The 20,907-nt window shown below is 61.8% G+C and carries 18 protein-coding genes and 1 riboswitch; of the genes, 14 read left to right on the top strand and 4 right to left on the bottom strand.

The genetic code is table 11. From position 1 onward, the window contains the following. Window positions 1–4: 4 nt before the first annotated feature. Window positions 5–682 (bottom strand): class I SAM-dependent methyltransferase, encoded by a 678-nt coding sequence (locus MUU56_RS12970; protein ID WP_244767718.1) that lies wholly within the window; start codon window positions 680–682, stop codon window positions 5–7. A gap of 40 nt (window positions 683–722) precedes the next feature. Then, complete coding sequence (locus tag MUU56_RS12965; RefSeq protein ID WP_263194297.1) at window positions 723–1,160, bottom strand: DUF1636 family protein; 438 nt, start codon at window positions 1,158–1,160, stop codon at window positions 723–725. A 30-nt stretch (window positions 1,161–1,190) separates the two neighbouring features. After that, window positions 1,191–1,411, bottom strand: a riboswitch (cobalamin riboswitch). Window positions 1,412–1,595: 184 nt separating this feature from the next. On the opposite strand from MUU56_RS12965, the gene MUU56_RS12960 reads away from it, so the two are divergent. The 3 genes from MUU56_RS12960 to MUU56_RS12950 are packed head-to-tail and all read left to right on the top strand — an operon-like array spanning window position 1,596 to window position 4,189. Continuing rightward, window positions 1,596–2,492 (top strand): ABC transporter substrate-binding protein, encoded by an 897-nt coding sequence (locus tag MUU56_RS12960; RefSeq protein ID WP_244767716.1) that lies wholly within the window; start codon window positions 1,596–1,598, stop codon window positions 2,490–2,492. 4 nt (window positions 2,493–2,496) lie between these two features. Then, a complete protein-coding gene (locus MUU56_RS12955; RefSeq protein ID WP_244767715.1) occupies window positions 2,497–3,408 on the top strand; it encodes an amino acid ABC transporter permease in 912 nt (303 codons plus the stop codon). Window positions 3,409–3,412: 4 nt separating this feature from the next. Beyond that, window positions 3,413–4,189: an amino acid ABC transporter ATP-binding protein gene (locus tag MUU56_RS12950; protein WP_244767714.1), complete on the top strand. Its 777-nt coding sequence runs from the start codon at window positions 3,413–3,415 to the stop codon at window positions 4,187–4,189. Between the two features lie 30 nt (window positions 4,190–4,219). Here the strand turns inward: MUU56_RS12950 and MUU56_RS12945 are convergent, their stop codons facing one another. Beyond that, window positions 4,220–5,095: a LysR substrate-binding domain-containing protein gene (locus MUU56_RS12945; protein ID WP_244767713.1), complete on the bottom strand. Its 876-nt coding sequence runs from the start codon at window positions 5,093–5,095 to the stop codon at window positions 4,220–4,222. Between the two features lie 113 nt (window positions 5,096–5,208). On the opposite strand from MUU56_RS12945, the gene MUU56_RS12940 reads away from it, so the two are divergent. The 11 genes from MUU56_RS12940 (at window position 5,209) to MUU56_RS12890 (ending at window position 19,892) form a co-directional block, all read left to right on the top strand. Continuing rightward, entirely contained in the window at window positions 5,209–6,423 is a 1,215-nt protein-coding gene (locus MUU56_RS12940) for a trans-sulfuration enzyme family protein (protein WP_244767712.1), read from the top strand. Window positions 6,424–6,466: 43 nt separating this feature from the next. Next, the gene (locus MUU56_RS12935) at window positions 6,467–7,867 is read left to right on the top strand and encodes a M20/M25/M40 family metallo-hydrolase (RefSeq protein WP_244767711.1); all 1,401 of its coding nucleotides are present in this window, start codon (window positions 6,467–6,469) and stop codon (window positions 7,865–7,867) included. After that, on the top strand, window positions 7,851–9,386 hold the full coding sequence (locus tag MUU56_RS12930) for an aspartate ammonia-lyase (RefSeq protein ID WP_244767710.1): 1,536 nt from the start codon (window positions 7,851–7,853) through the stop codon (window positions 9,384–9,386). Before MUU56_RS12935 ends, MUU56_RS12930 begins: the two co-directional genes overlap by 17 nt. Before the next feature lie 4 nt (window positions 9,387–9,390). Then, on the top strand, window positions 9,391–10,656 hold the full coding sequence (locus MUU56_RS12925) for an MFS transporter (RefSeq protein ID WP_244767709.1): 1,266 nt from the start codon (window positions 9,391–9,393) through the stop codon (window positions 10,654–10,656). A 575-nt stretch (window positions 10,657–11,231) separates the two neighbouring features. Beyond that, on the top strand, window positions 11,232–12,410 hold the full coding sequence (locus tag MUU56_RS12920) for a CaiB/BaiF CoA transferase family protein (RefSeq protein ID WP_244767708.1): 1,179 nt from the start codon (window positions 11,232–11,234) through the stop codon (window positions 12,408–12,410). Continuing rightward, window positions 12,407–13,327, top strand: a complete 921-nt coding sequence (locus MUU56_RS12915) for an HpcH/HpaI aldolase/citrate lyase family protein (protein WP_244767707.1) — start codon at window positions 12,407–12,409, stop codon at window positions 13,325–13,327. Before MUU56_RS12920 ends, MUU56_RS12915 begins: the two co-directional genes overlap by 4 nt. A 68-nt stretch (window positions 13,328–13,395) precedes the next feature. After that, window positions 13,396–14,514, top strand: coding sequence for an ABC transporter ATP-binding protein (locus MUU56_RS12910; RefSeq protein ID WP_244767706.1), 1,119 nt, complete (start codon window positions 13,396–13,398; stop codon window positions 14,512–14,514). Between the two features lie 31 nt (window positions 14,515–14,545). After that, window positions 14,546–15,670 carry an ABC transporter substrate-binding protein gene (locus tag MUU56_RS12905; RefSeq protein ID WP_244767705.1) on the top strand — a complete coding sequence of 375 codons (1,125 nt, stop codon included), beginning with the start codon at window positions 14,546–14,548 and terminating at the stop codon, window positions 15,668–15,670. A 171-nt stretch (window positions 15,671–15,841) separates the two neighbouring features. Continuing rightward, complete coding sequence (locus tag MUU56_RS12900; protein ID WP_244767704.1) at window positions 15,842–17,584, top strand: ABC transporter permease; 1,743 nt, start codon at window positions 15,842–15,844, stop codon at window positions 17,582–17,584. Between the two features lie 27 nt (window positions 17,585–17,611). Further along, on the top strand, window positions 17,612–18,859 hold the full coding sequence (locus tag MUU56_RS12895) for an MFS transporter (protein ID WP_244767703.1): 1,248 nt from the start codon (window positions 17,612–17,614) through the stop codon (window positions 18,857–18,859). A 130-nt stretch (window positions 18,860–18,989) separates the two neighbouring features. Next, window positions 18,990–19,892: a LysR family transcriptional regulator gene (locus MUU56_RS12890; protein ID WP_244767702.1), complete on the top strand. Its 903-nt coding sequence runs from the start codon at window positions 18,990–18,992 to the stop codon at window positions 19,890–19,892. A 15-nt stretch (window positions 19,893–19,907) separates the two neighbouring features. Here the strand turns inward: MUU56_RS12890 and MUU56_RS12885 are convergent, their stop codons facing one another. After that, window positions 19,908–20,870, bottom strand: coding sequence for a hydroxymethylglutaryl-CoA lyase (locus MUU56_RS12885; protein WP_244767701.1), 963 nt, complete (start codon window positions 20,868–20,870; stop codon window positions 19,908–19,910). Window positions 20,871–20,907: the final 37 nt, after the last annotated feature.

Below are 20,907 nucleotides of genomic sequence, written 5' to 3'. Positions count from 1 at the left end.
AAAATCACTCCGGAGCGATTGCGGTGAGAACGAAGAAGGTGATCGGGGTATCCGGATCGTCATAAACGGAGCCGTAAGGGTCGCCGGGCATCAGGTGGCGCCAGCTTTCAACGGAGCGGAAGCCCGCGCCAGCGATCAGCGCACGCGCATCGGTCTCGGTCAGACCGTTATAGAAGGGCAGGTTTGTCCCGAAGATTTCGCGACTGTTGTTGACGCGTTGGCGATACCAAAGCCCATCCGACAGCAGAAGTTTGCCGCCTGGCCGGAGGATTTCGCGCGCCAGGGCCAGTGCGGCCGGCGGGTTTTCGAGCGTCCACAGGACATTGCGTATCGTGACGATATCGGTACTCGACGCCGGAAGCTTCGCTTCGTCCATGGTCGAGTGGATGAAGTCGATCTCAAGGCCGGCCTCGGCAGCAGCGGTTCTCCCATGAGAAAGCATTTCGAGAGAGCCATCGACGGCCGTGACACGATGGCCGAGGCTCGCCGCGAGGAGCGCGCACGCTCCGGTCCCGCACCCTAGATCGACGACGTCCTGAGGCCTGCTGCCGAGTGCGGCTTCAAACACTGCCCGCCATGACGAGGCGTCGCGCCGATGGGACGCCGCGGCGTCAAACTTCCATGCCCGAGCATTCCAATGCTCTGACATGGCGGTGGCAGTCGTCGGGGCAACACGTTCCATCGTGGGGTCCTTCGATAGCAGGGGCTGGTTGCTGCGTGGGTCATGACGTGGAATGCGCCGGGCGATAGATCATCGCCGGCAGGCGCGCCAGGATGTTGCTTGCGAGCTTGCCGGGTCGATCGACGGAGCGGCACCAGCCGTCATCGAGCTGGGCATAGATCTGCGCAAAGCGCACGATGTCGGCCACGTCCTCGATTGGATCGAGGTTGAAGAAGAGCCAGCTCGCCTTTTCGGGAGCACGAACGGCGACCGAGCACGGCTGGTCACAGCCGCCCATGCAGGCGGTTCCCGTAACCTCGAACTGGTCGGAGAGGCTCGTTTCGGCAATGGACGCGCGCAGGTTCGCGATCATGGTTCCGCCGGGCCGGCGGTAACGCTCCGTCCGTTTGCAGCCTTTGCAAACAAGGATCTGATGCGGCGCGGATTGAACCACGCAATAGGCAGGTGTCGCCACCGGCCGGGAAGATGCTTTCGCCATCACTGCTCCTGACCGGACTCCCCGCCCGGTTCGGTTTCATTCGTGATGGCAGGTCTCCTGACTTGCGGGTCGTCGCGTCCTCCACCTTCCCAGCGCCCCGAATGAGGTTCACCAGTGGTCTTTGGAGGTTGCTCGCCGCTCACAGTTGCGGGGGCAGTCACGGTCTCGGCCCCTGATGGGTAGTCCTCACCGTGTTCCCTTTTCACCTGACGTCGCTTGGCATGTCAGGAACCATCGAAGACACCGTAGCCAACAGTCAGCGCAAGTCAACGGCCTGATTTCGGCGCGTCACCCAATAACCTGTTGGAATAGAGTGGGCCGATCTTATTATTGGACGACCTGCTGCGCTCATCCCATAGTGCGCGTGTCGGACGAGGGAGACGTCGGTCCTCCCAAGCGTCACCCGGTCCGCCGCAAACAAGATGGGGAACAAAAATGATCAAGATCCTGACTCATGTTTCAATTGTCACCGCCTTCGCTTTGACTGCCTTGAGCGGTCAAAGCTTTGCTCAGAGTTTCGACACCTCGGCGATCAAGGTCGAGGAGGTCTTGGCCTCCCGTTTGCCCGAAAAAATCAAGGCGGCCGGCGTCCTGACCATAGGGTCGGACACCGCCTATGCACCCTGGGAATTCCTGAGCGAGAAGGATGGGCAGACGCCGGAAGGCATCGACGTCGATATTGCCAACGCGATCGGCAAGAAGCTCGGCGTCAAGATCGACTTTCAGACCTCGGCCTTCGAGGCCATTCTGCCCGCTCTCGGAACCAAGTTCGACATCGGCGTTTCTGCTTTTTCGATCACGAACGAGCGTATGAAAGCGGTCAATTTCGTCAGTTATGCCGACACGGGCAGCATGTGGGCCGTCAAGGCCGGCAACCCGACTAAGTTCGACCCAGCCGATATTTGCGGCCGCAAGATTGCCATCCAGTCCGGCAGCTACCACGAAAAGGCAGTCATCGCCGAAAATGATCTTTGCAAGCAGGCTGGCAAAGCCGAAATCGAGATTTTGCCATTCTCCAAGCAGCCTGAAGCGCTGACCCGCGTCGCTGCGGGCGGCGCGGACGCAACGGTCTCTGGTGAGGCCGGCATCGGTTATGCTGCCAAACAGTCGAGCGGAGCCTTTGAAACTCTCAAGCCGGCCGGCGGCGCGCTGAGCAAGCACGGTCCGAACGGGATCGCCGTTGCAAAGGCAGACATGGAACTGACGCAACTCATTGCAGACACCATCAATTCCCTGATTGCAGACGGCACCTACAAGGCCCTGCTCGACACCTGGGGCGTCGGCTCCGTTATCGTCGACAAGGCGCTCGTGAACCCTGAAGTCAAGATCTGAGCTCATGGCTTCCGATGTTGAAAACATTGCGACCGGCTTCAAGCCGGTCGCCGTAGAGAAGCCAGCGATCACGCGAAACATCGTGGTTCCGCGCCGTCATCCCGGCCGCTGGCTCGCGGTCGCGGTCTTTGCCATTCTCGCCCTGCAGATCGGCCAGGCGGTTTCGGTCAATCCCAACTTCCATTGGGATGTGTACTTGACGTACCTTTTTTCGCCGCAGGTCATTCGGGGCGTGGGATGGACACTTCTGCTGACGGTTGTTGCCATGACCGTAGCGATCGTTGTCGCTGGCCTGCTCGTTGTCATGCGAGACAGCGATAACCCTGTTCTTCGCGGCATCGCCTATGGTTGGGTGTGGTTCTTCCGGGGCACACCGATCTACACCCAGCTGCTATTCTGGGGCCTCTTTGCCGTTCTCTTCCCCAATCTCAGCCTTGCAATTCCGTTCGGGCCAGAGATCGTCAGTGTCGAGACGAAGTACATCCTCACGCCGGCCATGGCCGCGATCCTCGGCCTTGGTTTCAACGAGTCCGCCTATCTCACGGAAATCTTCCGCGCGGGCTTCAACTCCCTCGACAGAGGGCAGGCCGAGGCCGCCCAGGCACTCGGGATGAAACCCGGAAAAATCTGGATGCGGATCCTGATGCCGCAGGCGATGCGCGTGATCATCCCGCCGACAGGCAATGAAACGATCGGCATGCTGAAGATGACGTCGCTCGTGCTCGCGGTACCGTTCACGCTGGACCTGACCTTCGCGACCAACGCGATTTCCAACAGGCTGTACCTGCCGATCCCGCTCCTGCTGGTCGCGGGTACCTGGTATCTTGCGATCACCAGCCTGCTGATGGTCGGCCAGCATTTTCTCGAACGTCACTTTGGCAAGGGCGTTTCCGTTCATCCGACACGGGCGGAGTAGAGCCATGAACGCAAATATTTCCGAATTCTGCGTCGAGATGCAGAACATCCATAAGTTCTACGGCCCGGTCCATGCGCTCAAAGGCGTCGATCTTCGCGTGCGCCGGGGCGAAGTGTGCGTTGCGATCGGCCCTTCGGGCTCTGGCAAGTCGACGCTGCTCCGGTGCATCAACCAGCTTGAAAGCATCTCGGCCGGTCGTGTCCTCCTGAAGGGCGAGTTGCAGGGTTACGTCGAGAGGGACGGACGGTTTCATCCTCTTTCGTCCGGCCAAATCGCTGCCCAGCGGCGCATGACAGGGATGGTCTTTCAACGTTTTCATCTGTTCCCGCACATGACGGCACTCGAAAATGTCATGGAAGGGCCGGCCCATGTCAAAGGTTGGCCGAAAGAGCAGGCGCGCAAAAAGGCCAACGAGCTCCTGGACAGGGTGGGGCTGGATGGTTTCGGCGGCCGCTATCCGGGACAGCTTTCCGGTGGTCAGCAGCAGCGCGTGGCGATCGCGCGGGCGCTCGCCATGGAGCCGGAGGTTATGCTGTTCGACGAACCGACCTCTGCACTTGATCCGGAACTCGTCGGTGAGGTCCTCGACGTGATCAAGGATCTGGCGATGAGCGGCATCACAATGGTTGTCGTAACCCACGAGATCGGCTTTGCCCGCGAGGTCGGCAATCACCTCGTGTTCATGGACCAGGGACAGGTGGTCGAGGAAGGCCATCCACGAACCATGCTTGCCAGTCCGCAGAATCCGCGGACTGCCGCATTCCTATCCAAGGTTCTGTGAGCGGCCATGTCAGAGAGACGCGAAATGGGCTCAGATTGCACCGCGCAATTGTTTTATGAACTCCTCGAGGTTTCTGGAAGGAAGGCGATTGGGTGGCGTAATCAGCAGGGTGCGGAAATGCAGTGCCGGTTCGAACGGTCGCAGGACCAGCCCGTGGTCCACGTAGGGTTCCGCGGTGAGAGGATTGACGAGACCAATACCAATGCCTGCGGCAACCATCGCGCAGATCGTCGTCGAGTAGGGCGTCTCAATTACCGGGCGGACCGTGACGCCAGCACGCTCAAATACGGCTTCCGCCTCGCGCCGGGTCGTATCCTCCGGAGCAAGCGCTATGAATTTTTGTCCGTCGAGGTCGCTGGGATGTATGACATCCAGAGCTTCGAGCGGATGTCCCTGTGGCATGGCAAGCGCTACCCGGAACTGCGCGAACTCCTCGACCTCCACGCCCGTGCGATCGATCTCGTCGGCCACGATCCCGAGATCGAATTGCCCGGATGCGACAAGGTCCCGGACGTTCGAGGACATCCGTGCCTGGAAGGTGATGCCGACATTGGGATTGCTTTGCATGAAGGCGTGCAGGGCGCGGGGCAACACATTCGTCGACAAGGCCGAGAGGCAGGCAATTCTGAGCTCACCGGAGCCGTAATCCCGAATGCGTGCCGCCGCACCACGAAGATGGGTCAGACCAAGAAAAGCCTGCTCCACTTCGCGGAAGAACAACTGGCCTTCCTGCGTCGGCTGCAACCGCCCCTTGATCCGCTGGAAGAGATCGAACCCGAGCGACCGCTCCAGTTCCTGGATCATCTTGCTGACCGCGGGCTGCGAGACGTGCAACACATCCGCGGCCCGCGCGGTCGTGCCGTTCGTCATCACCATACGAAACACTTCGACCTGCCTCAGGTTCATCGTAGCCACCTCTACAGACCAGCAATAACTTCAGCGAATAGCAGTAGCGCAAAGCGTGTCGTTCCGGAATTGATTTCCGAGCGCGTTCCGAGCGACTTCAGAAAGGTTCATCCATGAACGATCTCACCCAATGCGTTCTTACGCCGAGCGTATCGATGGACGGTTTTGCGCCGCTTGGTGTGGGGGTGCACCGCGCCTCGACGATCGTGTTCGAGGATGCCGCCGCCTACGCCTCTCGCGGCGAGCGCGGGCATGAGGGGTATTCCTACGGCCTCTATGGCACGCCGACGACGCGCACCCTCGAGGCGAAGCTGACGAGCCTGGAAGGAGGCACCTGGACGTTTCTTGCGCCTTCCGGCCAGGCGGCAAACGCATTTGCCGTGCTGCCGTTCTTGTCGGCCGGTGACCATGTTTTGATTGCCGATACGGCCTATCCGCCCATGCGCGACTTCACCACTACAGATCTGCGCCGACTGGGTGTCGAAGTGGGCTTCTTCGATCCGAAATCCCCTGATGACGTTCGTGCGAAGATGCGCGCGATGACCAAGATCGTCTGGTGCGAAAGTCCGGGTTCCTCCACGATGGAAATTCTCGATTTGCCGGCGATCGCCCGGATCGCCCATGAACATGGTGCGCTTGTCGGCGTCGACAATACCTGGGCGACACCGCTCAATTTCAAGCCCCTGGAGCATGGCGCCGACATCGTGACGGAAGCGCTGACCAAGTTCGTCTCCGGCCATTCTGATGTCTTGATGGGATCGATCACGATCAAGGATACGGCGCTTCTCAAACCGATCCGGTCCCTGATCGGGCGAATGGGCATTGGTGTCTCGCCCGATGATGCGTCACTTGTCCTTCGCGGCTTTGAAACCTTCGGCGTTCGGCTACGCCATTCGGAGCGGGTGGCACTCGAATTCGCGCGCAAGATCGAGCTGCACCCGCTCGTGGAGCATGTTCTGCACCCCGCGCTCGAAACCTCGCCGGACCATGCCCTTTGGAAGCGCGACTTCCTCGGATCGAGCGGCGTTTTCAGCATCCTGTTCAAGAATGAGGCGATCGCGCATATCCCCGCGGCGCTCGACACGCTGAAGGTGTTTGCAATCGGTGCCTCCTGGGGCGGGACACGTAGTCTCGCCGCACCTATGTCGATCGATGGTTTTCGCAGCGTCACAAGCTGGTCCGGCCCGGACGTGATCTTGCGCCTGAGCATTGGACTGGAAGACGAATACGAGCTGTGGGCCGATATCGAGGGATTGCTCGCGAGCCTCGATCAGGCGGTGACGAACGCGGAAACCCGCGCGGAGCGGCACACCCTTCGCCACGGTTGACTTGAGCCGACCTGCATTTCGAGGTTTGGAAAGGAAAGATCCCATGTCAAGAATGGATGAAGTGCTGCGCGATATAGACGGCAATTTCGATACGGCGGTTCGAAAGCTGCTCGAACTGATCGCAATACCCTCGATCTCCAGCGAACCGGAAGGCCGAGATGGCATAGAGCGCGCCGCATCCTGGTTGAAGGACGAGTTGTCGTCGATCGGCCTGCCTGCGGAAATTGTTCCGACAAGTGGCCATCCTCTCGTGCTCGCGCGATCATCGGGGGCACCAAACGGGGCGCGGCCCAAATTGCTCTTCTATGGCCATTACGATGTCCAACCCGTTGGCGATCCCGGCCAGTGGACGCATGCTCCTTTCGAGCCGCGTGTCAGGGAGGAAGAAGGCCTTCATCGCTTCTACGGGCGAGGAGCCTCCGATAGCAAAAGCCAGCTCTGGACGTTTATCGAGGCTCTGCGCGCGTGGAAACATATACATGGCGCGTTTCCGGCCGATATCATCGTCCTTCTCGAGGGTGAGGAGGAATGTGGGTCTCCAAGCTTGCCGAAGTTCATCGAAAAGCATCGCGATCGGCTCGACTGTGACGTCGCGTTCATTTGCGATGCGGAGATGTGGTCCCCCGCCCAGCCGGCAATCACCACGCAGCTCAAGGGCCTGGTGCATGAACGTGTCAAGGTTTCGGCGCCAAATCCTGATCTACATTCCGGTCACTATGGGGCGGTTGCCGCAAATCCCATCCGAATCCTGAGCACGATCCTTGCCGGACTTCATGACGAAGAGGGTCGGGTGACGATCGATGGCTTTTACGACGGCGTAGAGGAGATTCCGAATGTCGTCCGGGAACAGTGGCGAGAACTGGCAAAGGAGCCGGATCTCTATGGCGGCGTAGACCTGACCGGTGGCATAACAGAGGCCGGATACTCCGCGCTCGAAGCCATGTGGGGGCGGCCGACGGTGGACATCAACGGCATCACCGGCGGAAACCAGGGACCAGGCGAACGTTCGGTCTTGCCCGGCTCCGCGACAGCTCGGCTTTCCTTCCGCCTCGTCGCCGGGCAATCTCCGGAGAAGATCAGGCAGCAGTTTCAGCGCCATGTTCGGTTCAGGCTTCCGCCGGGCTGCAGCGTGGAGTTCGAAGGCTCCGGCGGCAGTTCCGCCGTCGTTCTCTCGCAGCACAGTCCTTTTCTTGCTGCTGCGGCGCGCGGTCTGCAGGAGGAGTGGGGCAGGCCGGCGATCTTGCGCGGAACCGGTGGCGCGATCCCGCTCGTGCAACAGTTCAGCGACGTTCTTGGCGCGGAATGTGTGGTCATAGGCTTTATCCTGCCATCTGATGCCATCCATGCCCCTGATGAGCGATACGACACTGAACGGCTGCTGAAGGGCGCACGAAGCTGGGTCAGGATTTTTGGAGAGATCCAAAACCATGCCGCAGCAGGATAGCCAGTCCATGCCGGAGGAAGCGATCGCAACCCGTGATGCTGCGGTCCAGCCACCACTGCGGCTGGAAGAAGACGCCATCGGCACACGCCTGATCCAGGACAGCGTGGCCTATGGTATCCAGACCGTGCGCGCGACAGAGAACTTTTCCATTTCCGGTCGGACGATTGCCGATATCGAAGGATTCGTTCCTGCAATCCTCACCATCAAGCTGGCCGCGGCAAGGGCGAACCATAAGGCAGGCGATCTTGATGGTCGCCTCGCAGATGCGATCGAGGTCGCTGCGCTCGAACAGCTTCGCGGCATTCGTCGGGAGGATTACCCGGTCGACATCTATCATGGCGGGGGAGGGACGGCTGCCAATATGAATGTCAACGAGGTGCTGGCAAACCGTGCAAGCGAAATCCTGACCGGACGCAAAGGATTTGATCCGGTCCATCCCAACACGCATGTCAACATGAGCCAGTCGACCAATGACGTCATCCCGGCCGCGATGAAGATTTCCGTTGGAAACGAGTTGTCGAAGCTGAAGGATGTTCTCACCGGGCTTATCGGGGTGTTGGCCGACAAGGAGCGCGAGCTGGCCGACGCCGTAAAGCTGGCACGCACTTGCCTGCAAGATGCCTTGCCGATCACGTTCGCACAGCAGTTCTCGGGCTATCGCGCAGCCTTCGAGCGCCAGGCGCGGGAGCTTGAAGTCAGCGAGATGGCATGCTGCGGTCTTCCTCTCGGTGCAACCGCGGTCGGTACGGGATTTGGCGCTTCTGCTGACTACCGACGCTTGGTGTATGAGGAACTGCAGGCGCTGACTGACACGCATTACCATCAAGAGGAGAACCTGTTCGATGCACTGCAGAATGCAGATCATTGGATCCGTGTTTCCGCGGTCCTGAAGGCGATCGCCATCACGCTTTCGAAGCTTTCCGCCGATCTACGGTTGATGGCCTCGGGACCGCGGGCCGGGTTCGGCGAGATTTCGTTGCCGGCCGTCCAGCCCGGCTCTTCGATCATGCCGGGCAAGGTCAATCCGGTAATGCCGGAGATGATCATGCAGGTCGCATTTCGGGTGATCGGAAATGACGCGACGGTAACGCGTGCCGCGGAGGGTGAACTCGACCTCAATGTCTGGGAATCGATCATCCTTGAGGCAATCAGCGAATCCATTCGCCTTCTGAGGCAAGGCATATCGCTATTCGTCGATAGATGCCTCTCCGGCGTCCAGGTGAACGTTGATCGCACCCAGGACGACGCATCCAGGTCTTTAGCGCTATCGACAGCGCTTGCAGCGATCTACGGGTATCCGGCTGCTTCAGCGGTCGCGAAGCATGCGGCGTTGCAAGGGTTGTCTGTCCGTCACGCTGCAATCGCTTGCGGGCTTATGAACGAGAGAGAGGCCGACGACCTGTTTGCGGATATTTCGGTGTTTGCCGATCCGAACCGGTGCGCGAATCTTATCGCGAGCTTCAGACGCCTGGTTTCCGGTTCAACCATGCAGCGGCCCTCGGCTGGTGTCGGGCCATGACGGCATGAAGGCGCTCTTCTCGCCGCCCTTCGTGCGCGTCTGGCTGGGCAGCACCGCCTCCGGTCTTGCCACCTGGGCCCTGCCGTTCGTTCTCGGACTGGCCATGCTCGATGGCCGATTGTCCGCCGCTGACCTTGGCCTTGCTCTGGCGGCGCGCACGATGGGCTTTCTTGCCGCTGTCCCTATCGCAGGTGTCCTCTCCGATGAAAGAGGTCCAAGACAGATTATATTTGTATCGGGGGTGGTCGCCGCCGGCAGCATCCCGATCATGATCGCAGGCCTCTATGCGCATGGGGTCAGCGGTCTTCTGTTGCTTTTGGCAGGAGCGTCTGTGATCGGGGTCGGGCAAGGGGCGTGCCGACCCGCCTACCAGGCGATCATCCCGGAGATCGTCAAATCAGAGCGACTTCAGGTTGCCAACGCCGTCATGAGCATCGCGGTGCGTGTGACAAGCATTCTTGGTCCAGCGACCATCAGCTTCGTCGCGCTCTGGAGCGGAACGGTCGCTGCCTTTGGTGTTATCGCGCTTCTTTGGCTGGCAAGTGCGCTGATGCCCCCGAATGTGACAGGCAGGTCTACAGGATTGCCCCGCGGCGAGGGGCTCACCTTCGGGCGGTTGGTCCGGGATTTTTGTGAGGGCGCGCGGGAGGCGCGTGGTCATCCCTGGTTCATGGCCGGTCTTTTGTCGCTCACGGTAACCGTTGCGGCAGGGTACTCCGTCACCTCGGTGTTGCTGCCGGGCATAAGTCAGGAAGCGTTCGGCAGCGCGGCACTTATGACGAGCACGGCCACCGCCTACATGGTCGGCGCCCTCGCCGGCGCCCTGCTTATGGCACGATGGCACCCTCGCCGTCGAGGATGGGTGGCCTTGGCTGGACTCGCACTATACGGGCTCGTCCCCTTCAGCTTGCTGTTCGCTGACATCAGGATCATCCCGATCCTCGCCTATTTCGTGGCGGGTGTCGGTATCGAGATCTTCAACGTGCCATGGTTCACGTCCGTCCAGAACGAAATACCGCCGAACCGACTGTCGCGGGTATCGTCGATCGACTTCCTTTTTTCTTATGGCCTCGCGCCGCTAGGCTTGGCGCTGATCGCACCGCTCGCGACCGTCCTTGGCCGAGACGTGTTGCTCATCTGCGTCGGTCTGGCGTGCCTGTTCATCCCCGCAGCAGCAGCACTTGCGCCAACCGCACGTTCCTTTTCCAAGCGGCATTCTCCAGCGAGGGGCGCGTCGGGCGAACATGGTGGTCACGGGGATCATCTCTAGCCCAATTGCATCGTCCGTTGTTGTACGACACGGTGAGCAACTTCGGTCGCCTGCCCGAAAGCCGATGAACATCTCCGTCCATGATCTGTCGATGAACGCCGTCACGTAGCCGTCATCACTTCCGGCGACTTTGAGCTAGTCAAATTACAGGATGTTATTGACATCCCTCGATAACTGCCCGCGTTCTGGCGGGGCTCAGGCTCGTGCCCCTTCAAGAGCTTTGCTCGTCTCGTGGCTTACGACACGTCCTGTCTATTTCGGATCGACGACTACCTCCAGTGCCGCTCCTTGAGACAGCCCAGATAGAGTAGCGATCATCCCGTCTGCGTTCGTGTAGATGTCCGGCACGCTGTTTCAAGACGCAAGGGATGCCTGGCCTCCTTGTGTCGGCGGACAGGGGGGTCTCATAACACCAGATTATACCCGAACCCATTATATTTCATTTGAAGCCTTCCGGTGCCGACCTAGAATGAAACGATAAAAATAGCTGTCCTATAGCTATAAATAAAGGATAATTGTTTCGGGAGGGACATGTGGAGTTCTGTAGAAAAGAATTCTCCGGTAAGAGCTCGGGTATGCTTGAGGGAGTCAGGATAATTGACCTATCAAGACTTGTTGCCGGAAACTTCATAACTTTAAAAATGGCGGATTTTGGCGCAGATATAATAAAGATAGAGAATACGCGGGATGGAGATCCTTTCCGGAAGTGGCATGGAGCGGGTGTAGCGCTTCACTGGAAGGAATACAGCCGCAACAAGCGGAGTCTCACGCTCGATCTGCGCAGCGAATGCGGCAGGGAGATATTGTTCAAGCTTGTTGAGACGGCGGACGGCCTGGTCGAGAACTTCCGGCCAGGCACTCTGGAGAAGATGGGGCTGCACCCCGACCTGCTGCTGGAGCGCAATCCGCGCCTTGTTGTGCTGCGCATATCGGGCTTCGGCCAGACCGGCCCGTATCGCTCCTATGGCGGGTTTGGAACTCTCGTCGAGGCGATGTCCGGCTATGCCGAACGGTCCGGCTTCGAGGATCGCGAACCCGTGCTTCCGCCCTTGGCGCTTGCCGACAACGTGACGGGCCTGACCGGCGCCATGGCCATGATGATGGCTCTTTATCATCGGGACGTGAAAGGCGGCTCCGGCCAGGTGATCGACCTGTCCCTGCTCGAGCCGATGTATGCCATCCTCGGCCCGGAGGCTTCGCGCTACAGATTGACCGGGACCGTGAAGAAGCGGGTCGGGAGCGCGTCCAGCACGTCGTCCCCGCGCAACGTCTACAAGACCAGCGACGATCGGTGGGTGGCCATGTCCGCCTCCATGCCCACCATGGTCGCGCGTCTGTTCCGGGCGATCGGGCGCGAGGACATGCTGAGCGACCCTCGATACAGCACCAACACGGAGCGCTTCAAGCACCGCCATGAGGTCGATGCGATCGTCGGCGGATGGATCCGGGAGCGGACCCTCGACGAGAACCTTGCCTTTTTCCGCAAGCATGAAATCACCGTCGGGCCGGTCTACAACATCAGCCAGATCGTCGAGGATCCGCACTTCATCGAGCGCGAAATCCTGGTGGAGGTGCCGGACGAGGAGCTCGGCTCGCTTCCCATGCACAACATCTTCCCGCGCTTCTCCAAGACGCCGGGCGATTTCTATCGTCCCGCGCCCAAGCTTGGCGAACACAATTCGGAAATCCTGGAAGAACTGGGTTTTGACGAAACCGCGCGCAGCGCATTGCGCGAGGAAGGGATCACTTCATGACCACGCTCAACGCTCCCGCACCCTCCCGGCTGGGGTCCGTGCTTCGCTCGCTGCTGTTCGTGCCCGCCATCAACGACCGGTATATCGACAAGGCGCATATCCGGGGCGCCGACGGCATCGTCCTCGACCTCGAAGACAGCATCGCCGATTCCGAAAAGGCGGCGGCCCGGCGCAAAGCGCCGGCGGGGCTCGAAAGGCTTGCGGCCAACGGGGTGCGCAATCTCCTGGTGCGGATCAACAGTTCGCCGCGGCTTACCGTGCATGACCTCGAAGCGGTCGTCGTTCCGGCCCTCGCTGGGGTAATTCTGCCGAAATGCCGGTCTGCCGACCACGTCCGGGCAATCTCGGAGATCATGCTTTCGCTGGAGCTCGAGCGGGGATTTGCACCTGGCTCCATCGCGCTCGGCGTGCGGGTCGAGACGGCTGACGCCTTCTTTCACATGCACGAGATCGCCGCCGCCGATCCCCGCGTCGCGTTCTTCGGCCTCGGCGGGGAGGATTTCAGCCTCGCCATCGGCGTCGAGCCTTCGGTGGACACGCTGCTTTATCCCAAGCAGCAGGCTGTCATCGCGGCGAGGGCCGCCGGCGTCAGCCCGATCGGGCTGATCAGCTCCGGCGCCGACTTCACCAATCTCGATGCCATCAGGGACGTCGTCCGCCAGTCGCGGCGTTTCGGGTTCCAGGGCGCCTCCTGCATCCACCCGGCCATCGTGCCGATCCTCAACGAGGAGTTTTCGCCCTCGCCGGCGGATGTGGAGCGGGCCGAAAGGCTCGTCCAGGCCTTTCGCGACGGCATAGAGGCGGGAACCGCGTCCGTGAGCTTCGAGGGCAAGATGGTCGACTATCCCGTCGCCTTTCGCGCCGAGCGACTGCTTGCGGACCATGCCGCGATCGCGGCCCTTGCAAAGACCGCATGATGCCGCGGCTGCCTTGCGGGCAGCACGCCGGCTGCGGATTTCCGGCGAGTTAGAGAGTGGAGTGGACGATGGTCCAGCTGAAAATCGAGCGACTCACGAAGACCTTCGGGACCGTGCGCGCCGTCGATAATATCGATCTGACCGTCGAGGAGGGCGAGTTCCTGACCCTGCTGGGGCCGAGCGGTTGCGGGAAGTCGACCACGCTTGGGGCCATCGCTGGCCTCGACCGCCCTGACGGCGGAAGGATAACGCTTGGAGACCACGTCTTCTTCGACGGTGCGAGCGCGACTTTCGTGCCGCCGGAAGGGCGCGACATCGGGCTTGTCTTCCAGTCCTATGCGCTATGGCCGCACATGACCGTTCGCAAGAACCTGGAATTCCCGCTCTCCTTGCGCAAGGTGCCCGCCGCCGAGCGCAACCGGCGCATCGAGGAAGTGCTCGATCTCGTCGAGATGGGCGACTACGCCGACCGCTACCCGTTCGCCCTGTCCGGCGGGCAGCAACAGCGCGTCGCTCTCGCCCGCACCCTCGTCTACCGGCCACGCCTGCTGCTGCTGGACGAGCCGCTTTCGAATCTCGATGCGAAACTGCGCGAGCGGGCGCGCCTCTGGCTGCGTGACATCCAAAGCCGGATCAGCGTCACCACGGTCTACGTGACGCATGACCAGACCGAGGCGCTGGCGCTGAGCGACCGGATCGCCGTCATGAGCGGCGGCAGGATCGTCCAGCTCGCCAGCCCGGCGGCCATCTACCATGCGCCGGCAAGCCCCTTCGTCGCCGACTTCATCGGCAGCGCGAACATTTTCAGCGGCGAGATCCTGCATGTGGAGCAGGGGACGACGCGGCTGCAGCTCGATGGCGGGGGAACGCTTGTCACACCCTCGCCGCCGCCGGAGGGCACGTCCGGCAAGGTGATGATCGCGGTGCGGCCCGAGAAGATCCTGTTTGCCCGGGACGCCGCCCGGGCCGGGACGGAAAATGTCTTCGAGGTCGACATCGAGGCGCGCTCGTTCCTGGGCGCACGTCACATGGTGCTGGCGCGGCTGGGGGCTGTCGCGCTGAGGATCGAATGCGAGTGGGAGCCCGGCACGCAGGTCGCCAGCATCCACATTCCCGCCGAAGCCTGCGTCCTCTTCGACGCACCGGCGCCATCGGGCAAAGCGGCCGCGGTCGAGGAGGCGGCCTGACAGTATAAATGAAAACAAGGGAGGAACCACAATGTTTGAAAGAAGACAATTCCTGGCGCTGACCGGCGCCGGTGCACTGGCGGGCATGTTCCCGTCGATCCTGAGGGCCCAGGCGGCCCTGCCGAACGGTTATCCCGCGAGCTATCAGGAAATCGTCGAGGCGTCCCGTTCGGAGCCCAACCTGCTGATGTATGGCGGTGTCGCGCCGGCCCAGATGACGCGGCTCTTCGACGGGTTCAAGAAACTCTATCCCTGGCTCTCCGTCGATTACCTCGAAGGCGACAACTACGGCGTCATCGAGCGCTATCTCAACGAGGTCGGCACGGGCAGCCCGACGGCGAGCCTCATCTTCGCCGCCGCTCCGGATGCCTGGCTCAACCTGATTACGCGCAACGAGGTGCTCGACTACGCATCGCCGGAAACCCCGGCCTATGCGGACCACGCATCGTCGCCCCATCCGGGCCTTTACACCGGTGGCGGCGACCCGGTGGTCTTCATGTGGAACAGCCTGGTGGTGCCCGAAAACCTGCGCCCGACCCGCTTCGAGGACATGGTCGAGGTCGTGCGCAGCCATCCGGAGATCTTCAACGGAAAGCTGACCAGCTACGGCGCGCACCTCACCGGCTTCGGCTACAGCGTGCACTATACGCTGGCAAAGCACCACGGCGACAAGATCTGGGACTGGTATGGCGTCGTCGGACCGCAGACCCGCTATGAACGCTCGATGGGCACGATGATCGAGAAGACCCTGTCGGGGGAATATGCGCTCGCCTATCTCGCCGCCAACCAGAGTGCGCGCGTGGCCGTCCAGGACCCTTCCGTGGCGGATATCCTGGGCATTTCCTATACGCTCGACGGCTGCCCGATTTCGGTCCGCGGCCTTGGCATCACGAAGAGCGGCAAGAGCCCGAACGCCGCGCGGCTCATGCTGGACTACCTGCTCTCGCGCGACGGTCAGATCGCCTATGCGAGCGCGGGCAAGCTACCGGCGCGGATGGACATCCGGCAGGAGGAGCTCGACGGTGCGGACATCCGGTCCTCGTTCGTCGAGCATCTCGGCGAGGCGAACGTCCTGCCCATCGGCTACGATCCCGAGATGCCGAAGCAATACGAGACGTTCGTCGCGAAGTGGAAGGCGGCCAACGGCATCGCCTGACCGGCATTCCGTTGCCGGCCAGCTGCGAAAAGCGCGACGCTCCGGGCCTGACAGCCCGGAGCGTCCGCCTCGACGAGGACCTCCGGCGTGGCCGGTACTCCCCCTTTACCGACACTCTGTTTCCGCTGGGCTTCTTCGCAGTTCAGCGGCGGAAATTGAGGATTCCTGCACATGGCGCAGTTCGCAGACGGGACCACCGATCAGGCAAACGCATCGTTCCGGCCGCGCTCCTTCGGGATCGACCGGTCCACACTGATCCAATATGCACTTTACGCCTTCACGATCGTCCTGGTCCTGGGGCCGATTTCGCCGATCATCTACCAGTCCTTTGTCGACCGGCCCCTCTATGACACCGGCCAGCAATACACGCTCGACAACTATGTCCGGCTTCTTTCGTCCCCGGTGTTCCTGGAAGCCATCTGGAACACCCTCGTTTTCGCGCTCCTGTCCACCCTTATCGGCACGTCGATCGGCGTCATCGCCGCGATCCTGATCGGGCGGACGAACATGCCGGGGCGACGGTTCCTGAGCGGGCTGCTGCTCTGGCCGATCTTCATTTCGCATCTCGTCATGGCCTTCGGCTGGTTCATCGTCTACGGCCCGGCCGGATACATCACGCTGATGATAAAGTCCGTTCTCGGCGTCGAGCCGTGGAACCTCTATTCGCTCGGCGGGATGTCGCTCATCGCCGGCGTCTCGATCGCGCCGCTGACCTTCCTCTACTGCTCGGCGTCGACGGCGCTCTCCGAGGCGACGCTCGAGGATGCCGCGCGGACCTGCGGGTCCGGTCCGTTCCGCACGCTCTGGGCGGTCACCCTGCCGTTGCTGCTGCCGGCGATCTTCTACAGCATCATCCTGAACTTCACCGGCGCGCTGGAAATGTTGGCCATTCCGCTCGTCTTCGGCGAACCGGCCGGCATCAACCTCTTCGCGACGCTGCTCTATACCCAGGGCTTCGCCGCGGCGCGGCCGGACTACGGCATCGTTTCGACGGCGGCGCTGTTCCTCATCATCGTCATCTTCCTGCTTCTGACATTGCAGCGGCGGATGCTGCGCAATTCGCGCCGCTTCGTCACCGTAGGCGGCAAGGCCAGCCGGCCGCGCACCGTGGAACTCGGCCTGTTCCGCTGGCCGGCATTCCTGCTGCTTTTCGCCTATGCGGTGATTTTCATCGGCGTTCCGCTCGGCATCCTGTTCCTTCGGGCGAGCGTGTCCGTCCTCACGCCGCTCGCGCCTTTCTGGCATTATTTCACGTCGAGGCACATCGTCGCGGCCTTCTCGTACGAATCCAACATCCGGGCCATCGTCAACACGCTCGTCATCGCCGCACTCGGGGCGGCGATCGGGACGTTCTTCGTCGCCATGATTACCGTCGTGGTTCACCGTTCGCAGTTCCGCTTCCACCGGAGCTTCGAATATGTGGCGCTGTTGCCGCGCGCTATTCCGGGGCTCGTGGCCAGCATGGGGTTCTTCTATGCCATGGTGATCATCCCGCCGATGGGCTGGCTGCGCAGCACCATCTGGATCCTGATGCTGGCCTATATCATGCGCTTCATTCCGCTCGCCTTCGGGGCCCTGTCGCCAAGCCTCATGCAGATCGGCAAGGAGCTCGACAGCAGCGCCCGGGTGATCGGCGCGGACTGGTGGCGCACGACGAGGACGATCGTCCTGCCGCTGATGAAGCCGGCCATGTTCTCCAGCTTCGCCCTGATCTTCGTCTTCTGCCTGAAGGAATATACGACCGCCGTCTTTCTGTTCACGCCGGGCAACGAGGTGCTGGGGGCCTCGTTGCTGCTGTATTGGGCAAACGGCAACATGGGAATGGTCGCGATGCTCTCCACTGTGCAGATCATCCTCACGATGTTCTTCATATATGGCGCACGCTCGCTCTTCGGGGTGAAATTCGGTGGCTAAGGTCTTTCTCCAGAGCGGCGGCGGGCGATGACGGTGCGCTCCAGCCTTTCTGCGATCCTTTCCGCGCTCCGGCATCCCAACTACCGGCTCTATGCGACCGGCAACGCGATATCGCTCGTCGGAACCTGGATGCAGCGCCTGACCGTCGGATGGCTTGCCTGGGAGCTGACGGGATCGGGCGTCTGGCTGGGGCTGATAGCATTCTCGGACCTGTTTCCGACCGTCGTTGCGGCGCCCTTTGCCGGCACGCTGGCGGACAGAAGGGATCGCCTGCGCATTCTGAATGTCACGCAGAGGGCGGCCATGGCGCATGCATTGCTGCTCTTCGGTGCGACTGTGACGGGCGTCATCAATATCTGGCTGCTGTTCGCGCTGACGCTGTTCCTCGGAACGGTATCGGCCTTCGACCAGCCGGCGCGGCTTGCCCTTGTTCCCTCCCTTGTCCCGCGGGCCGATATTCCGGTTGCGGTCGCCATCAATTCCATCGTCTTCAATCTTGCCCGGTTCATCGGCCCGGCAGTCGCCGGCCTGCTGCTGTACTGGTCCGGCCCCTCGATCGTGTTCGCCTCCAATGCCGTGTCGTTCATCGCGTTCCTGGTCATCCTGTCGAAACTGGATATCGTGTCCGATAATCTGCCGGCCGCCCGGTCCGGCAATTTCATGCAGCGAATGGCGGAGGGGCTGCGGTATCTCGTCACCAATGCCGGTCTGCGGGTGCTGCTGGTGACACTGATCGCGGTCAGCGTCGGCGGCCGGCCGATCGTCGAGCTCCTGCCGGGTTTTGCTGCCGATGTCTTCCGATCGGGGTCGACGAGCCTGGCGATCCTGACCGCGTCCATGGGGGTGGGGGCGATGCTCGCCGGCCTCAGCATCAACGCCCAGGCCTCCCCGCGCGCGCTCGTCGGCATGATCGTCGCCAGCGCCGCGCTGCTTGCGGTTGCCATCCTCGTCTTCGTCTCGACGTCCTCGCTCTGGATCGCCGTGCCCGCACTGGTGGTGGCGGGCTTTGGCATGGCCCGCGCGTCGATCTCGGCCCAGACCGCGATACAGCTTTCCGTCAAAGCGGAAATGCGCGGTCGGGTGCTCGCCATCTATGGCCTGATTTTCCGTGGCGGTCCGGCGCTGGGAGCGCTCGGCATGGGCCTGGCGTCCGCGCAATTCGGATTGCGGTGGCCGGTCGTCGCCGGGGCCGCGCTGTTGCTGGGGGGCTGTTGCTGGGCGTTTCCCCAGCGCGAACACATCATTGCGTCGCTGGAAGAGGAAGGCGGAGCGTAGTCGCACGAGGAGAGCGAGACGGGGGTTCGTTTGCGGGCACAAGCGATTTGCGGGAATACAGCGGCTTCCATCCGTGCGAAAACGGGGCGGGCTCATGGAAAACGACGGCTCGACCCGTTCGGGAGGAACGATGAACATACGGCAGCTCGAGGTCTTCTGGGCAATCATGCGCACCGGCAGCGTCACCGGCGCCGCGCAGATGCTGGGCATATCGCAGCCGGCGGTGAGCCGCATCCTGCGCCACACGGAAGACCAGCTGCGCATGAAGCTGTTCATCAGGCGCAGCGGCAGAATCCATCCGACGGAAGAGGCCAACCATCTCTTTGTCATCGCCGAGACCATCTTCGACAACATCAGCAAGGTCAGGCAGGCGGCTCTCGATTTCCGCGACAGCCTGTCGGGCCGCATGCAGATCGCCGCGACGCCCAATCTGGCCGCCACGTTCCTGCCCTTGCCCGTCGCCCATTTCATGAAGGACCGGCCGCGCGTCGAACTGTCGGTGAAGGTTCTGACGACGACCCAGGTCACCACGCGCGTCTCCCTGCACCAGGCTGATGTCGGTATCCTCTACGGCCCGGTCAAGGATCCTTCGATCGTCGCCGAGGATCTGTGCGCCATGGATCTCATCTGCCTGATGAAAGCCGACAACCCGCTGGCGATGAAGTCAGAAATTCATGCCGCCGATCTGGAAGACGAAAGGATCATATCGTTTCACCGGACGACCCCTCCGGGCGGCGCGGTCCGCAGCTTGTTCCGGACCGTGCTTCCCGACAAGACCATCGATGTGGAATGCGATCATTCCATCGTCGCCCTGTCATTGGTGCATGCCGGAATGGGCACGGCGATCGTTCCGCCGCTGCTGCACCTTTCCCATGTTCTGCCGGACGTCGTCGTGCGCCCGTTCCGCCCGGCGGTCTCGATCACGCCGCTGGTGATCTATCGGAAGATGCCGTCGATTTCCCGGTTGACCGCGGCGCTCATCAAGGAGCTTCATGAGTTTGCCGACAGACAGGCCTTTGCCGGCCTGTCGTAGGCAAGCATAAGAAGGCTATCTCGACCGGGCGCCTTCGCGGAACTTTGCCAGCGTACCGCCCCGCATCACCTGTCCGGGCAGGGGATGGCCGACGATCCGTTCCGCCAGCAAGGCGCATTCGATCAGGGCGTCGAGGTCGATCCCGGTCTCGATCCCCATTTCGTGGCACATGAAGACCAGGTCCTCCGTGCTGATATTGCCGGCCGCGCCGCGATGGGCCGCGAAGGGGCAGCCGCCGAGCCCGCCGACGGCCGCGTCGAAATAGACGACACCCATTTGCAGCCCCGCAAAGGCATTGGCGATGGCCATGCCGCGCGTATCGTGCAGGTGGAGGCTGACATCGAACTCGGGAAAACGGTCCTGAACGGCGCCGACGACGCGCTTGATCGTGTTGGGCGTCGCCCAGGCCATGGTGTCGGCAAGCGAGACGACGTTGATCGGCAGATCGTGCTCGACGATCAGCGCCTTGAGGGCGCCGATTTCCGAAAGCACCCTTTCGACCGGAATCTCTCCGGCGAAGTTGCAGCCGAAGGCAGCGGTGACCGATGCCTCGCTGACCGGTATCCCCATGTTCTTGTAGCGGCCTATTTCATAGCGCGTATATTCCAGATGCTCTTCATGCGAGCGATTGAGGTTCTTTTTCAGGAAGGCATCGGAAGGATAGGCGCGGATCTTGCCTGCGATCGTCAGCCGGTCGCGCAGCGCCCAGGCGCGCAGCAGGCCGATCTCGTTGAACCAGATCGACGAATACTCGACGCCGGGGGTAAGGGTCATCCCGCCGACCACCTCCTCGGCATCGGCCATGCCGGGCACGCGCTTCGGATTGACGAAGGAAACGGCCTGTATGTATTTCAGCCCCGTCCGGCCGAGGGCATCGATCAGCGCGATCTTGTCGGCGGCCGCGATGGGGCCGGGCTCGATCTGGAAGCCCTCGCGCGGGCCTTCTTCCGAAATCACCACCGAGCTGGGAAGCGTCATGGGTCTCTCCATCTTCACGGGCTGGCCCGGCCGGCCG

This window comes from Shinella yambaruensis (assembly GCF_022899355.1).
GTDB classification, from domain to species: Bacteria; Pseudomonadota; Alphaproteobacteria; order Rhizobiales; family Rhizobiaceae; genus Shinella; species Shinella yambaruensis.
This window is presented reverse-complemented; position numbering and strand designations above follow the sequence as displayed.